Annotated in this window: 16 protein-coding genes and 1 pseudogene; 10 read left to right on the top strand and 7 right to left on the bottom strand. The window is 69.3% G+C overall.

Features of this window, described 5'->3' with window-relative positions; genetic code table 11:
* Nucleotides 1-25: 25 nt before the first annotated feature.
* Nucleotides 26-1,072, bottom strand: coding sequence for an alpha/beta fold hydrolase (locus ACRWNM_RS15325; RefSeq protein WP_431967861.1), 1,047 nt, complete (start codon nt 1,070-1,072; stop codon nt 26-28).
* A 528-nt stretch (nt 1,073-1,600) separates the two neighbouring features.
* Between ACRWNM_RS15325 and ACRWNM_RS15320 the strand changes: the two are divergent.
* From ACRWNM_RS15320 to ACRWNM_RS15300, 5 genes and pseudogenes are all read left to right on the top strand, one after another.
* Nucleotides 1,601-3,013: pseudogene (locus tag ACRWNM_RS15320) on the top strand (DEAD/DEAH box helicase); the annotation flags it as partial.
* A gap of 1,040 nt (nt 3,014-4,053) precedes the next feature.
* A complete protein-coding gene (locus ACRWNM_RS15315; protein ID WP_431967859.1) occupies nt 4,054-5,289 on the top strand; it encodes an Rv3212 family protein in 1,236 nt (411 codons plus the stop codon).
* A 46-nt stretch (nt 5,290-5,335) separates the two neighbouring features.
* Nucleotides 5,336-5,944: an acid phosphatase gene (locus tag ACRWNM_RS15310; protein ID WP_431967857.1), complete on the top strand. Its 609-nt coding sequence runs from the start codon at nt 5,336-5,338 to the stop codon at nt 5,942-5,944.
* Between the two features lie 8 nt (nt 5,945-5,952).
* On the top strand, nt 5,953-6,429 hold the full coding sequence (locus tag ACRWNM_RS15305; protein WP_431968001.1) for an N-acetyltransferase family protein: 477 nt from the start codon (nt 5,953-5,955) through the stop codon (nt 6,427-6,429).
* A gap of 17 nt (nt 6,430-6,446) precedes the next feature.
* Entirely contained in the window at nt 6,447-7,136 is a 690-nt protein-coding gene (locus ACRWNM_RS15300) for an endonuclease V (RefSeq protein WP_431967855.1), read from the top strand.
* Between the two features lie 21 nt (nt 7,137-7,157).
* On the opposite strand, the gene ACRWNM_RS15295 is transcribed toward ACRWNM_RS15300, so the two are convergent.
* Entirely contained in the window at nt 7,158-7,586 is a 429-nt protein-coding gene (locus ACRWNM_RS15295; RefSeq protein WP_431967853.1) for a hypothetical protein, read from the bottom strand.
* A gap of 128 nt (nt 7,587-7,714) precedes the next feature.
* On the opposite strand from ACRWNM_RS15295, the gene ACRWNM_RS15290 reads away from it, so the two are divergent.
* Both ACRWNM_RS15290 and ACRWNM_RS15285 read left to right on the top strand, forming a co-directional pair.
* The gene (locus ACRWNM_RS15290; protein WP_431967851.1) at nt 7,715-8,662 is read left to right on the top strand and encodes a diacylglycerol/lipid kinase family protein; all 948 of its coding nucleotides are present in this window, start codon (nt 7,715-7,717) and stop codon (nt 8,660-8,662) included.
* A 248-nt stretch (nt 8,663-8,910) separates the two neighbouring features.
* Nucleotides 8,911-9,165, top strand: a complete 255-nt coding sequence (locus tag ACRWNM_RS15285) for a WhiB family transcriptional regulator (RefSeq protein ID WP_011211115.1) — start codon at nt 8,911-8,913, stop codon at nt 9,163-9,165.
* A gap of 432 nt (nt 9,166-9,597) precedes the next feature.
* On the opposite strand, the gene ACRWNM_RS15280 is transcribed toward ACRWNM_RS15285, so the two are convergent.
* Together ACRWNM_RS15280 and ACRWNM_RS15275 are read right to left on the bottom strand one after the other, a co-directional pair.
* Nucleotides 9,598-11,112 (bottom strand): sensor histidine kinase, encoded by a 1,515-nt coding sequence (locus tag ACRWNM_RS15280; protein WP_431967849.1) that lies wholly within the window; start codon nt 11,110-11,112, stop codon nt 9,598-9,600.
* A 20-nt stretch (nt 11,113-11,132) separates the two neighbouring features.
* The gene (locus ACRWNM_RS15275; protein WP_431967847.1) at nt 11,133-11,348 is read right to left on the bottom strand and encodes a biotin/lipoyl-binding carrier protein; all 216 of its coding nucleotides are present in this window, start codon (nt 11,346-11,348) and stop codon (nt 11,133-11,135) included.
* A 134-nt stretch (nt 11,349-11,482) separates the two neighbouring features.
* On the opposite strand from ACRWNM_RS15275, the gene ACRWNM_RS15270 reads away from it, so the two are divergent.
* Nucleotides 11,483-11,557 (top strand): 50S ribosomal protein bL37, encoded by a 75-nt coding sequence (locus ACRWNM_RS15270; RefSeq protein WP_022597109.1) that lies wholly within the window; start codon nt 11,483-11,485, stop codon nt 11,555-11,557.
* A 74-nt stretch (nt 11,558-11,631) separates the two neighbouring features.
* Here the strand turns inward: ACRWNM_RS15270 and rsrA are convergent, their stop codons facing one another.
* Together rsrA and ACRWNM_RS15260 are read right to left on the bottom strand one after the other, a co-directional pair.
* A complete protein-coding gene (rsrA, locus tag ACRWNM_RS15265) occupies nt 11,632-11,895 on the bottom strand; it encodes a mycothiol system anti-sigma-R factor (protein ID WP_431967999.1) in 264 nt (87 codons plus the stop codon).
* A 20-nt stretch (nt 11,896-11,915) separates the two neighbouring features.
* Nucleotides 11,916-12,554: a sigma-70 family RNA polymerase sigma factor gene (locus ACRWNM_RS15260; RefSeq protein WP_397091234.1), complete on the bottom strand. Its 639-nt coding sequence runs from the start codon at nt 12,552-12,554 to the stop codon at nt 11,916-11,918.
* A 309-nt stretch (nt 12,555-12,863) separates the two neighbouring features.
* Between ACRWNM_RS15260 and ybaK the strand changes: the two genes are divergently transcribed.
* Both ybaK and ACRWNM_RS15250 read left to right on the top strand, forming a co-directional pair.
* Nucleotides 12,864-13,355 (top strand): Cys-tRNA(Pro) deacylase, encoded by a 492-nt coding sequence (ybaK, locus tag ACRWNM_RS15255; protein ID WP_431967845.1) that lies wholly within the window; start codon nt 12,864-12,866, stop codon nt 13,353-13,355.
* 339 nt (nt 13,356-13,694) lie between these two features.
* Nucleotides 13,695-14,093, top strand: coding sequence for a hypothetical protein (locus tag ACRWNM_RS15250; protein ID WP_431967843.1), 399 nt, complete (start codon nt 13,695-13,697; stop codon nt 14,091-14,093).
* Between the two features lie 36 nt (nt 14,094-14,129).
* Here the strand turns inward: ACRWNM_RS15250 and ACRWNM_RS15245 are convergent, their stop codons facing one another.
* The gene (locus ACRWNM_RS15245; protein WP_431967841.1) at nt 14,130-14,933 is read right to left on the bottom strand and encodes an SOS response-associated peptidase; all 804 of its coding nucleotides are present in this window, start codon (nt 14,931-14,933) and stop codon (nt 14,130-14,132) included.
* Nucleotides 14,934-14,950: the final 17 nt, after the last annotated feature.

Below are 14,950 nucleotides of genomic sequence, written 5' to 3'. Positions count from 1 at the left end.
AGTCCGCCAACACAGCACCCTGCGGTCAGTTCTGTTCCGAGAGGAACTTGTCGAGGTAAACCCAGGTGGTGTCGCGAGCGGTCTCACCGGTGAGGATGCCGAGGTGGCTGCCGGGGGCCGTCTCGTAGCGGACGGACGCGGCGCCGGTCAGCGTGCGGACGCCCGCCTCGACGGCCGCGGCGGGGGTGATGACGTCGGTCGGCCCGCCGACCAGCAGCACGGGCGCCGTCACATCGGCGAGCGCGATGCGCCGATCGCCGAGCCGCACGACGCCGCGGCCGATGTCGTTGTTCAGGATGAGGCGGCCCCACAGCTGGCCGTAGAAGCGGCCGGGGTAGCCGGGCATCGCGGCCATGAACCGGTCGATGGACTCCATCTTGGCCAGCGTCTCGGTGCGGGCGATATTGCTCGCCACGAACCACGGCCTGGTGAGTTCGCGGTCCCACGCGGTGATCCGGTAGGCGGCGCGGGTGAGCCGAGCCGGGATGCCGCCCGCCGCCCTGACCGCGGTCGAGGTGGCGATGCCGCCGGTCAGCTTCGCGACCGCGCGCAGCTGGGGAATGCCGGTCATCTTGTCGTAGTCCAGCGGGGAGCCGACGGCGGTGATGGAGCGGATCGGCAGGTGCGCGTGCGCGGCGGCGGTGAGCAGCGCCAGCGTTCCGCCGATCGACCAGCAGACCAGGTCCACCGGCTTGCCGCCGGTGTCGGCGGAGGTTCGCATGATCGACTCCGGCAGGATGTCGTCGATCCAGTCCTCGAAGCCCATCCTGCGGTCGCCGAAGGTGATCTCGCCGTAGTCGACGATGTAGGTGGCGCGGCCGGTCTCGCACAGGAAGCGTGCCAGGCTCTGGTCGGGGCGAAGGTCGAAGCAGCTGGCAGGAGCCGCGAGCGGCGGCACGAGGAGCACCGCGGAAGCGCCGTCCGACCCGCCGCCGTCGTAGCGGCGCAGCTGACGATGCGGCTCGTCCCACAGCACCGTCGAGGGCGCGGGGTCCGGCGCCTCGACGCCCGGGCCGAAGGTCAGCGCCCAGGCGTTGCGGGCCGCGATGGTGACGGTCTCTGCGATGCTCACCACAAGAATGTCTCACAAGGGAGTACCGCTGGTAACAGGCAAGTCCGTTTTGCGATGTTTCCCGCCCGCGGGCGCCACGGTCGCCGACCACCGCGAGCGGCCGCGCGCGGCACGCGCGAATAGCATCGGACGGCAGCTTTCCGCGGCCTGCGGCGGATTCCAGCTCGGCGTTGAATTGTCAAGTCGCGCAACGGCGGTCGGCGCGAGCTCGCCGGAAATGAGGCTTTTGCCGCGCAATAACGACGACGGCAATTCGAGCCGTGCACAATATCACGCTACAATCACTGCGGACAACGGAAATTTTCGTTACCCGCGCGTCCGCCGCTTGGCGCGGCGCTGGGGGTTCCGATGTCCAGGAAAATGTGCGCGCACCAGATCCGCACCGCGACTGCGCTGCGCCGATGTTCCCCGGTAGTTGCTGTTCGAAGACGGCACCCGACGACATCCGGCTGCGGCGAGCAATACCGGCGGATACGTGGTTGTCGTGGACCGGCCGGTCCGCCCCACGCCTCGTGCGCGCGTGACGCGATAACGAGGAAGGCACGAACCTGAGCAAGATCACTGTCGAGCAGGAACCCGGTGTGGCGGACACGCTGTTGACGGCCGAACTGGACGCGACGCATACCGCCCCGACATTCGCCGAATTGGGGGTGCGCGAGGAAATCGTCCGCGCGCTCGCCGAGATCGGCATCGAACGCACCTTCGCCATTCAAGAACTGACCCTCCCGCTGGCGCTGGCCGGCGAGGATCTCATCGGTCAGGCCCGCACCGGTATGGGCAAGACCTTCGGCTTCGGCGTACCGCTGCTGCACCGCATCGCCACCGCCGATTCCGGCACCACGCCGCTGGACGGCACGCCGCGGGCGCTGGTCATCGTGCCGACCCGTGAGCTGTGCATCCAGGTCACCGAGGACCTGGAGAACGCGAGCAAGTACCTGAGCAACCACCAGGGCAAGTTGCAGGTCGCCTCGATCTACGGCGGCCGCCCCTACGAGTCCCAGATCGCGGCGCTGCGCGCGGGCGTGGACGTCGTGGTCGGCACCCCGGGCCGACTACTGGACCTGGCCAAGCAGAACCATCTCATCCTGGGCAAGATCGGCGTGCTCGTGCTGGACGAGGCCGACGAGATGCTGGACCTCGGCTTCCTCCCGGACATCGAGCGCATCCTGAACATGGTGCCGGAGAAACGTCAGACGATGCTGTTCTCGGCCACCATGCCCGGCCCGATCATCACCCTGGCCCGCACCTTCCTCACCCGCCCGACCCACATCAGGGCCGAGGAGCCGCACGACTCCGCGGTGCACGACCGCACGGCGCAGTTCGTGTACCGGGCGCACGCACTGGACAAGGCCGAGCTGATCGCGCGGGTGCTGCAGGCCGAGAGCCGCGGCGCCACCATGATCTTCACGCGCACCAAGCGCACCGCGCAGAAGGTCGCCGACGACTTGGCCGAGCGTGGTTTCGCGGTGGGCGCGGTGCACGGCGACCTCGGTCAGATCGCCCGCGAGAAGGCGCTGACCAAGTTCCGCAAGGGCACCGTCGACGTGCTGGTCGCCACCGACGTGGCCGCCCGTGGCATCGACATCGACGACGTCACGCACGTCGTCAACTACCAGTGCCCCGAGGACGAGAAGACCTACGTGCACCGGATCGGCCGCACCGGCCGCGCCGGCCGCACCGGCGTCGCGGTGACGTTGATCGACTGGGACGAGCTCAACCGCTGGTCCGCCATCGACAACGCGCTCGGCCTCGGCATCCCCGATCCGGTGGAGACCTACTCGCGCTCGCCGCACCTGTTCGCCGATCTCGGCATCCCCGAGGGCGTCACCGGCACGGTGCGCAAGGCGCGCCCGGTCCGCGACGAGGACGACGTGGTGGTCGAGCGTGAGGCGCGCAGCCCGCGCAAGCGCAACCGCAGGCGCACCCGCGGCGGCCAGCCGGTCGACTGGGCGGAGGTCGGCACCGAGTCGACCGTCGAGGCCGACGGAAACGACGCCGAGCAGACCGCGGCCGAGCAGACCGCCGCCGGACCGAACGCGGAGGAGGGCAAGCCCCGCCGTCGCCGCCGTCGCCGCCGCTCCGGCGCGGGTGAGGGCGCCGACAACGGCGTGACGGAAACGAGCGCCGAAGGCGAGCCGACCGAGAACGCCGACAAGTCCGTCGAGGCGGAGAGCGCCGACAGCGGTGCCGAGACGGAGACCGCCGAGGCTCCGGCGCGGCGCAGGCGTCGTCGTCGCAAGGCGGCGGACGAGAACGGCGCAGCGGAAACCGCCGAGGCGACCGAGAACGCAGCGCCCGTCGCGGCCGACAACGCCGCACCTGTCACGGCCGACAACTCCGCGTCCGTCACGGCCGAGAACGTCGCGCCCGAGAAGGCGACATCCACCGCAGCCGAAACCGCGACTCCTGCCGCAGCTGAAACTGCGACCCCTGTCGCCGCCGAAACCGCGGCGCCTGTCACGGCCGACAGCACGACGGCCGGTGCGGCCGAAACCGCGGCGGCCGCAATCTCGGCGCCTGTCACGGCCGAGACCGCAGCGACCGAGGCAGCCGGGACCGCCGCAGCCGAGGCGACCGCTGAGGAAGCGCCCGCGAAGCCCGTGCGCCGCCGCACCCGCAAGACGGCCACGGCCGAGTCGGCGGACAACGGCGCCGCCGAGAACGGCGACGGCGAGGCCCCGGCCGAACCGGTCAAGCGCCGCCGCACCCGCAAGACAGCCACGGCCGAGTCGACGGACAACGGCGCCGCCGAGAACGGCAACGGCGAGGCCCCGGCCGAACCGGTCAAGCGCCGCCGCACTCGCAAGACGGCCGCGGCGGTCGACGGGAACGGCGACGCTCCCGCCGACGCGGAGGCCGCCGAGAAGCCGGTGCGCAGGCGCAGGCGCAAGGCCGACGAGACCGAGGCGAGCGAGACCGAGGCGGCCACGGCGGGAACGGCTGCTTCGGCGTAGTTCGGCGGATCCGCTAGTCTCGCAATCGTGCTCGCACCTGAGCGGCGGACGCGCGCCGACATCATCTCCGCAGTCGCGATCGCCGTGCTCGTGGTGGTCGCGGCGCTGGTGGTGTGGGCGCGCGGCGACGCGACGGGCACCGAATCGGTGACCGCGCCGACCCCGGCGACCACGCCGCCGACCGCCGACAAGCTCCCCGCGAACCTGCGGGAGCTGTGGCACACGCCCGACGACGCCTCCGCGCGAGCGCTGGTCTCCGGTGGCGCGGTGATCACCGGTTCGGACGGCGCCGTCACCGGGCGTGACCCGCTCACCGGCGCCGAATTGTGGCGCTACCGGCGGGATATGCCGCTGTGCGGGGTGGAGGCGCAGTTCGGCATGGTGGTCGCGGTGTACCGGGATCAGCGCGGCTGCAGCCAGGCCACCTTGCTGGCGGGCGACACCGGGGAACGACGCACGGCACGCAGCAGCTACATGGATCCGAGCGTGCGCCTCTCCGTGGACGGCACCTACGTGCTCGCGCAGGGTGAGCGGCGGCTGGAGATGTGGCGCTCGGATCTGGTGCGGACGCTGGAGTACGGCTACGTCGACGCGCCGGTGAACGTGAAAACCCAACCGCGCAAAGGCTGCACGCTGCTCTCGGCCGGTTCCAGCTCGTCGCGCCTCGCCGTGCTGGAACGCTGCCCCGAGGATCCGGCGGCCCGGCTGACGGTGCTCAATCCGGCGCCCAAGGACAACACGGTGCCCGAGGAGTACGGCTCGCACGTGCTCGCCGGTTCCGGCGCCGATTCACCCGACGCCAGGGTGGTCGCGGTGTCGGACAACCGGATCGTGCTCTACCTGCCCGGCGGAACCGCCTCCGGCACAGGTGAAGCCACGCCGCCGCGCCTGGCCGTGTACGACAGCACCGGCAATCCCCTTGTGGTGCATCAGCTTTCCGCGCCACTCGCGGCGAACGCGACCACCACCCGGATCGGTTCGTCCTATTTGGTGTTCACCGGCAACAGCCTGATCGCCTTGAACGCAAGCACTTTCGATCCGCTGTGGGTCGCGCCCAACGCGCTCGGCTCGCCCGCGCTGATGGCGGGACGGATGCTGATGCCGGTCGCGGACGGCCTCGCCGTCCTCGACACGACCTCGGGCGCCGAGGTCGGACGCATCCCGGTCGAGCGGGCCGGCTACGCGGGCGGTCCGATCTCCCTCGCCGTCCTCGGCACCACGGTGCTGGAACTGCACGACGGGGACCTGCACGCGCTCGGCTGACGCACCGGGCGGGCGGCGAGTCCGGCGCCTGACCATGATGGAGAACATGTCCGCACACAACGACGCCCGGCTGGTTCTGCTCCGGCACGGCGAGACTTCCTGGTCGCGCGATCTGCGGCACACCAGTCGCACCGATCTGCCGCTCACCGAGCGCGGCGAGCGGCAGGCGGAGGCCGCGGGACGGGTGCTCGCCGAGCTGAAGCTGCGTGATCCGCTCGTCCTGACCAGCCCGCGGCAGCGCGCGGTGCGCACCGCGGCGCTGGCGGGTCTCCCCGAGTCCACCGTCGACGACGACCTCGCCGAATGGGACTACGGCGACTACGAGGGCACGACCACCAAGGAGATCAGGGAGACCGCGCCCGACTGGACCGTCTGGACCGGCGTGACGCCCGGCGGCGAGACCGCCGAGCAGGTCCGCGTCAGGGCCGACCGGGTGCTCGCGACCGTCGAGCCCGTCCTGCCGGAGCGGGATGTGGTGCTGGTGGGGCACGGGCACTTCTCTCGCGTGCTCATCGCGCGGTGGGCCGAGTTCGAGGTCGTCGAGGGCAGGCGCTTCGCCATGTCGACCGCCGCTCTGAGCCTGCTGGGTTACGAGCACGACGAGCGAACCATCCACGCGCACAACATCGTTTCGACCATCGAGGGAGCCGAGTGACCACCGATCTGATCCGCCGCGCCACCCCCGCCGACGTCCCGGCGTTGGTGGACCTCGTCTACGACCTCGCCGAGTACGAGAAGGCGCGCCACGAGTGCACGCTCACGCTGGAGCAGCTGCGCGCCGCGCTGTTCGGGCCCGCGCCCGCGCTGTTCGCGCACGTGGCGGAGGACGAGACCGGCGTGGTCGGCTGCGCGATCTGGTTCCTGAACTACTCCACCTGGGACGGCGTGCACGGCATCTATCTGGAGGACCTGTACGTCAAGCCCGAGACGCGCGGCAAAGGCTACGGCAAGGCGCTGATCGCGGCCTTGGCGAAAGAGGCCGTCGACAAGAGCTACAGCCGGGTCTCCTGGTCGGTGCTCACCTGGAACACGCCGTCCATCGACTTCTACCGCTCGATCGGAGCCGTCGAACAGGACGAGTGGGTCGGGTACCGGCTGGCGGGCGGCGAGCTGGTGAAGCTGGCCGCCGAAGCGTCCTGAGCCCGCGCGGAGCATCGGTGCTGATCGACACACCCGATCGCTGGCCCGCCGACGCCGAGGAGGCGATGGCGATCCAGGATTCGCTGCGCCCGCTCGTGGTCGCCGCGAATCCCCAGCCGCCGCAATTCGGGACAGTCGCCGGGCTCGACTCGGCCTACGACGACGAGAGCGGCGTGGTCGCCGCGGCCGTCGTCGTGCTCGACGCCGCGACCCTCGCGACGGTCGACACCGCCGTCGCGCACGGCGCGGTGAGCTTCCCGTACGTGCCGGGCCTGCTCGCCTTCCGCGAGCTGCCCACCACCCTCGGCGTGCTCGAAAGACTCGGCGCCGCACCGGATCTGCTGATCTGCGACGCCCAGGGACTGGCCCACCCGCGCCGCTTCGGGCTGGCCTGCCACGTCGGCGTGCTGGCCGGGGTGCCGACGATCGGGGTCGCCAAGAACGCGTGGGGCGACTACGCCGAGCCGGGTCCGGAGCGCGGCGACGCGTCGGATCTGGTCATCGATGGCGAGGTGGTCGGCAGGGCGCTGCGCACCAGGACGGGCGTGAAGCCGGTCTTCGTCTCGGTCGGGCACCTGATCGATCTCGACACCGCCTGCGCGCAGGTGCTCGCGCTCACGCCGCAGTACCGCCAGCCCGAGACCACCCGCAGGGCCGACGCGCTGTGCCGGCAGGCGCTGCGCGCGGCGATCGCGGCCGCGCGTTAGACGCGGCAGGGCGGCGTCCGGCTAGTCCGGCGCCACCCCGTAGTCCCTGGCCATCCAGCGCGTCGAGGACGGCACGAACAGCAGGATCAGCGCGGCGACCACGACGACGCCGAGCAGGGCGCCGTACACCGGCTGGTGCGAATCGGTGAGCAGCGACCACGCCACGGGAAGCAGCAGGATCTGGGCGATGACGGCGATGGCCCGGCCCCAGCGGTGGCCGAGCAGCAGCCCGACGCCCGCGGCGAGCACCGCGCCGCCGAGGATGCCGAACCACGCCGCGGTGCCGTAGCCGCTGGCCTGCGACTGGTCGTGACCGAGCAGCCCGCGCACCACGAGCACGATCGCCACCGTCACCGCGACCGCACCCTCCAGCGCGACCAGTCCGCCCGCGCCGCGGACCGTCGCGGGAACCGTGTCCGCCGAAACCTCTGCCTTGCCGCTTTCCGCCACGCGCCAAGCCTACGACGCGTCGTAGGGTGCGCCCGGTCACGGCCGCGCCCGCCGTCGCGTCCTGGCGTACCCCGGTCGTGCGCCCGCTGCCGGCGAACGCGATCCGCCGCGCCTACTAGGCTGCGAACGTGCGGACGTTGCTGATCGTGAACCCGAATGCCACCTCGACCACACCGGCGACCCGAGACCTACTGGCCCATGCTTTGGAGAGCCGCACTCAGCTGACCGTTGCGCACACCCAGCATCGCGGCCACGCGGCCGAACTGGCCCAGTGGGCATCGACCAACGAGATGGACCTGATCGTCGTGCACGGCGGCGATGGGACAGTAAACGAGACCATCAACGGTTTCCTCCCGCTGCCCGAACTGAACGATGGACAGGCGTGGATTCCCCGGCTCGGTGTGATCCCCGGCGGCTCGGCGAATGTGTTCGCCAGAGCGCTCGGCATCTCGCCCGATCCGGTGACCGCGACCAACCAGTTGATCGACCTGCTGACCCTGGAACACGATCGCACCATCGGCCTCGGTCTCGCCGACGACCGCTGGTTCACGTTCAGCGCGGGCGTCGGGCTCGACGCCGACGTGTGCGAGGCCATCGACGCCAGTCGCGCCAAAGGCCACGCCGCCACTCCCGGTCGATATGTTCGAACAACTGTGCGACAATTCTTTCGCGCGAAGCGTCGGGAACCGGACATTCGCATCGAAATTCCGGGGCACGAAGTAGTTGACGAGGTGCACTACGCGTTCGTCACGAACGCCAGTCCGTGGACGTACCTGAACGCCACTCCGGTGCGCACCAACCCCGGCACGAGCTTCGAAACGGGCCTCGGGCTGTTCGCCGTCCGATCCATGGCGGTGCTGCCCACACTGATGCTCGCCCGGCAACTCCTGTCCGAAAACGGAAATCCCAAGTCCCGCAATTTGTTTCGTGAAGACGACGTGCCTTCGGTGCGTATCGAGACCAAGCAGCCCATCGGCCTGCAAATCGATGGCGACTTTATCGGGAAGCGCAACGTGGTGGATTTCACGGCGGTCCCCGACGTGCTCGAAGTGGTCGCGCCGCAGCCTCGCCGCTGACGAAACGCCGCGAAAAACTCGCGGTTGTGCTGCGAAAACCACATAGAGCGAGTACAAAGGACCGGGCAGGTCCCCCTTGGGGACACCTCGATGGCGTGAGCTTCCCCACGGTGCACCGGATACCTATTGACATCTACGGTGTTCGTGAAAGCATTCACAAGCAACCGTGCGGAAACATTCGAGTCGCACAAGTGAACGATCCACTAACGACAGGCGCCCTTTGCGGCGCCCAGCAAAGGAGCAGAGGAATGGACTGGCGCCACAAGGCCATCTGTCGCGATGAGGACCCCGAACTGTTCTTCCCGGTGGGTAACAGTGGTCCTGCGCTCGCGCAGATTGCCGATGCCAAGCTGGTCTGCGCTCGCTGCCCCGTTACTGCCGACTGCCTGTCCTGGGCCCTGAAGTCCGGACAAGACGCCGGCGTGTGGGGTGGTATGAGCGAGGACGAGCGCAGGGCGCTCAAGCGTCGCAACGCGCGCACCCGCACCCGCACTGTCGTCTGACAAGACGACCGGCCTTACCGGGCCTTGTCCAGCCCGGCCCGGTAAAGCATTCAGCCCGGCACCCTAGAGGTGCCGGGCTCTATTGTTTTGCCGCGACTTCGTCGCGGCGGTTCGCGGCCCTTAGTGTCTCGCGCCCGAGCGACCGAGACTTGCGACTGCGTCGCGTGCGCTTCGGTCGCTCGGGCGCGAGACGGCCGCGAACGCTGATGCTCGATCTCGCTTCGCTCGAAACCTGTTGTTGGACAGGCTTATTGTGGTGGTTGCGGGGCGATGGACGGTGACACGCCAGAAGTGTGCCGGGACACGCCGACATATCGGGAGATCTTCGTCACATGACGGTAGGCGGTCGAGGGATTGGGTGGCCTCGTTGCGCCTCCTGCAAGGCCCGTGAACGCCAACGGAAACCGCGGGTCAGCCGACCAAAATCGCAGGTCAGCGGCCGGAACGACGGCCCAATGGGACTCGGAGGACGGCGTCCGTTCCCACGTCCGCGCCGGGGTGCAGGCCGATGGAGCCGCCGAGTTCCGCGGTCACCAGGGTGCGCACGATCTGCAGGCCGAGGCGGTCGGAGGCCTCCAGGCTGAAGCCGGGTGGGAGGCCGCGGCCGTCGTCGCTGATGATCACGTCGAGCCAGCGTGCGGAACGCTCGGAACGGATCGTCACGGTGCCGGTCTGGCCGGAGTCGAAGGCGTGCTCGATGGCGTTCTGCACCAGCTCGGTCAGCACCATCACCAGCGGGGTGGCGCGTTCGGCGGAGAACACGCCGAGCGAACCCGCGCGGCGCACCTTGATCCGGGTGGTGTGCACGGTCGCGACATCGGCCATGATCGGCAGCAGCCGGTCGACGACCTCGTCCAGATCGACCTCTTCGTCCACCGACATCGACAGCATCTCGTGCACCGAGGCGATCGAGGTCACCCTGCGCACCGACTCGGTCAGCGCGACCTGCGCCTCCTCGTTCTCGGTGCGCCTGGCCTGCAAACGGAGCAGCGCGGCGACGGTCTGCAAGTTGTTCTTCACCCGGTGGTGGATCTCGCGGATCGTCGCGTCCTTGGACAACAGCGCGCGGTCGCGCCGCTTCACCTCGGTGACGTCGCGGACCAGCACGGCGGCGCCCGCGAGCTCGCCGTGCGGGCGCAGCACGAGGGTCCGCAGCAGCACGGTGGCGCCGCGCGCTTCGACCTCCATGCGCCGCCCGGTGCGCCCGGCCAGCGCGGCCTGGATGTCGCCGACGACCTCTTGGGCGTCGAACGGGTCGGTGATCAGCGAGCGGGTGGTGACGGCCAGATCCTGTCCGGCCAGATCGCTCTGCAAGCCCATCCTGTGATAGGCCGAGAGCGCGTTCGGGCTGGCGTAGACGACCGTGCCGTCGGTGTCGAGCCGGATGAAGCCGTCGCCCGCGCGCGGGCTGGAGTGCGTGGCGGCCCGGTCCTCGGTGGTCGGAAAGCTGCCGTCGGCGATCATCTGGCACAGGTCGTCGGCGCACGCGACATAGGCGATCTCGAGGGTGCTGCGAACCCGGGAGCGCTGCATGTCGGTGTCGCGGGAGAGCACTGCGATCACGTCGTCCCCGCAGCGCACCGGGATGGCCTCGCGGATCGCGTGCACGGGGTGCGGGTGATAGACGCCCTGCGCCTCCACATCGCTGTCGGCGCGCACGATCTTGCCGGTCGTCAACGCGTCGAAGACCTGCGGGTGATCGGCCTGGACGGCGGTGGTGCCGACCAGATCCTCCACGTGCACGGTGGCTGCCGTGGTGGGGCGGCACTGGGCGACACAGACGATGTCCGCGCCTTCGACCACCGGTCCGGCGCCGACCCACAGCAGCAGATCAGCGAAGGACAGGTCGGCGAGCAGCTGCCAATCTCCTACCACCCGTTGCAGGTGATCCACGGCGACGCCGGGGAGGTCGGTGTGTTCGGCAAGAAGCTCGCTCAGTGTCGCCACGTTCGGTCTACCGCTTCGCGCTAGGAGACGACGGCGATGAGATCGCCCTGCTGTAGGACCTGGCCCGGCTTCACCGCGATGGAGGTGACCTCGCCGCCGTTCTCGGTGATGACCGGGATCTCCATCTTCATCGACTCCAGCAGGATCAGCGTCTGGTCGACCTCGACGTGATCGCCCACAGCCACCTCGACGGTAAGGACCGTGGACACCATCTCCGCGCGCACTTCCTCAGCCATGACACCTCATTCACTCGGTTGATCGGGCGGCTCCGCCGGACCTCCGACGGCGACGCCGCACCGCGCCTGTATCCGCTGAAGGTACAGCCAACCACACGTGAAAGAATGACCTTCAATCAGAAGGGAGACTACCTATGGGTAAGCGCGGACGTAAGAAGCGCAGCCGCAAGGGAAACGCGGCCAACCACGGCAAGCGGCCCAACGCCTGAGCTGTAGCGCACGAAACGACCGAGCGGCACGCTCCCCATGGGGAAGAGCGTGCCGCTCGGTCGTTTTCGGGTGGTCAGGCCTCGGTGGTGTCGGACCTGATCACCGTGATCGACTTGTGGATCTCCAGAGTCAGCCGGTCGCGCAACGAGTCCGGCGCCTTGTCGCCGCCGCACTTGCGGCTGAGCAGACTCTTGATCTTCTCCTCGATGCCGTACGCCTCGATGCACGGCGAGCAGTGATCCATGTGATGCTGCAGACGAGCGCGGGTCGCGTCGTCGCATTCACCGTCCAGTATGAGCCAGACGTCGGCTAGTACCGCCGTGCAGTCGAGCTCCATGTCGGGGTCCCGCTCCACACTCACTGCTTGACCTCCTGGCGCTCGCTGCGGTTGAACCCCCGTTCGCGCGCCACGTCGGCGAGCAAACCCTTCAGTTGCTTGCGGCCGCGGTGCAGCCGGGACATCACCGTACCGATGGGAGTGCCCATGATGTCGGCGATTTCCTTGTACGGGAAGCCTTCGACGTCCGCGTAGTACACCGCCATACGAAACTCTTCCGGCAGTTCCTGCAGCGCGGCCTTGATGTCGTCGTCCGGCAGGGCGTCGAGCGCCTCGACCTCGGCCGAGCGCAGGCCGGTCGAGCTGTGCTCCGCGGTGGCGGCCAGCTGCCAGTCGGTGATCTCGTCGGTCGGGTACTGCGCGGGCTGGCGCTGCTTCTTGCGGTAGGAGTTGATGTAGGTGTTCGTCAGGATCCGGTACAGCCAGGCGCGGAGGTTGGTGCCTTCCTTGAAGGACTTGAACCCCTGGAACGCCTTGACGTAGGTCTCCTGCACGAGGTCCTCGGCGTCGGCCGGGTTCCTGGTCATACGCAGCGCCGCGCCGTAGAGCTGGTCGAGCAGCGGGAGCGCGTCCCGCTCGAAACGCTGCGCCAGCTCGGCATCATCGACCGCGGTGCCGACCTCGCCGTCGTCGTGCACCACGCCTTCGTCGCTCGTCACACCTGTCCCTTCGATAGCTGTACCTGCCAAATCTACCGGCAAGTCCAGATCGGAGGGGAACCCGGCTTTCGTCGGCGACGCGACGGTCCACACCGGACGTTCGTCGAGCAGAACGGACACCGACATCTCCTTCACGTCGTCCCTCGTACTGTTCGTCCGGCGCGACGGCGGTCCGCCGCGCCTGTATCGCATGCAACATGCCCGACTCACGCTGTGTTCCCGCATCCGGCGCGCCGTGGTTTCCCGCGCGGCCACCGCCCGGGAAAACGAGTTGCGGCGAGGGCGCCGAGCGCCGTTAATCTGTCGCCCATGGCAGGCGCCTCGACCCCCGCGATCCGCACCCTGGCCAAGGCGAGCATCGCGCACCGCGTGCACTCCTACGCCCACGATCCGCGCGCCGACTCCTACGGCGCCGAGGCCGTCGACGCGTTGGCCGCCGAGCTCGGCGTGACCGCGGCGCAGGTCTTCAAGACCCTGATCATCGAATTGTCGACGGGTGTGCTCGCCGTCGCGGTGCTTCCGGTGCCGAACACCCTCTCGCTCAAGGCCGCCGCCGCGGCGCTTGGTGCACCGAAGGCAGCCATGGCCGACAAGACCAAGGCCGAACGCACCACGGGCTACGTGCTCGGCGGCATCTCCCCGCTCGGGCAGCGCAAGCAGTTGCCGACCGTGATCGATGACTCGGCGCTGAGCTGGGACCGCGTGCTGTGCAGCGCGGGCAAGCGTGGGCTGGAGATCGAGCTCGCACCCGCCGACCTCGTCCGCGCCGCGTCAGCGGTCACCGCGCCCATCACGGCCTGAGCGGAGCGCCCGGTCGGCTCCTGTTGGCAGGGCCCCGGGACGCGTCGAGCGCACGAACAGAGCGCATCCATCACGGCCTGAACGATCGGGCCGGTGGGCTCCGCCTCCGGGATTGCGACGAGCGGGCGAGAACGGACCGTATCGGCGAGAAGGACGGCCCAACCGGCGCGCTGGCGGCGTCGAATTGCTTGTGTAACGCCTCGGGCGGCAACGCCGTGAAACCGGCGGGCGCGCCGCCTCTTCTGTGCGTTACTGATCTGTGCGTCACCCGTTCCACGTCGCCGATAGCTGCGTTACCGAACAAGGTCCGATTCGTCCGACCCGAGGATGTGATGCGAAATGTCCCAGCACTACCGTCTGCGCACCGCGATCGTCGCCCTCTCCGGAGCCGCCCTGCTGACCGTCGGCTCCGCCGCGTTGCAGGCGCCCGAGGCCGCCGCCGCGCCGGGCGGCCCGTCCGCGACTCAGGTCGAGGGCCCGTTCGACGGGCTGGCCGATGACGAGTCCGACGACGATCCCTTCGCCGGGCTGTCCGGTGGGAATTCCGACAACAAGTCCGACAACAAGTCCGACGGCAAGTCCGACAAGAAGTCCGGCCTGGACGAGGAGCAGAACGAGCAGTCGGACAAGGCCGAGAAGAACGGCGGGGGCGTCACCTCCGCGATCATCGATCTGATGGCGAACATCATCAAGTGCGGGCTCAACATCGCCACCGACGCGGTGAAATGCAAGCTGTGAGCTACGCGAACCGCCGATAGCGCGACGGCCGGGCGATCACAAGAGGCTGATCTGCCCGGCTTTCTCTCCGCCGCCTCCCGACACCTCGGCGAGTAGTTCGGGGCCGTTGTTCTTCACGCTGTTCACCAGCGGCGACACCGGTCGCGCGACGATGCCCGCCACCGCGTCCACGCTCGGCGTCTCGAGCAGCTCCGCCGGGGCCGGGTGGTCCGGGTCCAGCCAGGCATCCCAGTGCTCGCGCGGCATCGGCAGCGGCATCCGGTCGTGGATGCGGGTCAGGTCGCCGACCGCGTCGGTGGTCAGGATGGTGCAGGACAGCAGCGGCTCGCTGTCGCGCACCGAGCGGTCCCGCCACACCGACCACAGCCCGGCCATGTACAGCAGGGAGCCGTCCGCGTTGGCCATGAAGTACGGGTGCTTGACGGCCTTGCCTTTCGCGCCGCCGATCGGGTCCGGTTCGGTCAGCCACTCGTACCAGCCGTCCATCGGCACCAGGCAGCGCCGGTATTTCACGGCGTCGCGGAACGAGGCGGTGGTGGTCGCCTTGTCCGCGCGGGCGTTGAACAGCGGTTTGCCCTTGGCCGGGACACCGGGCTCGGATGCCTTCGTCCAGGTCGGGATCAGTCCCCAGCGCATGCGCCGGATGCGCAGCGTCGGATCGTCGTCCGGGTGGTCGTGGTCGTGCCGCTCCACCACGGTCAGCACCCGGTTCGTCGGCGCCACGTTGTAGTTCTCGAAACCGCCTCCGCGCGAATCGTTTTCGCTGCCGGTCTCGTCGATCGCGTCCAGCTCGACCGCGAGCCTGCCCGGGTTCGTCGTCGTCGCGTATCGTCCGCACATATCTCCGATACTCCCAC

The sequence above is a fragment of the Nocardia sp. bgisy134 genome (assembly GCF_965341865.1).
In the GTDB taxonomy this organism is placed as follows: Bacteria; Actinomycetota; Actinomycetes; order Mycobacteriales; family Mycobacteriaceae; genus Nocardia.
This window is presented reverse-complemented; position numbering and strand designations above follow the sequence as displayed.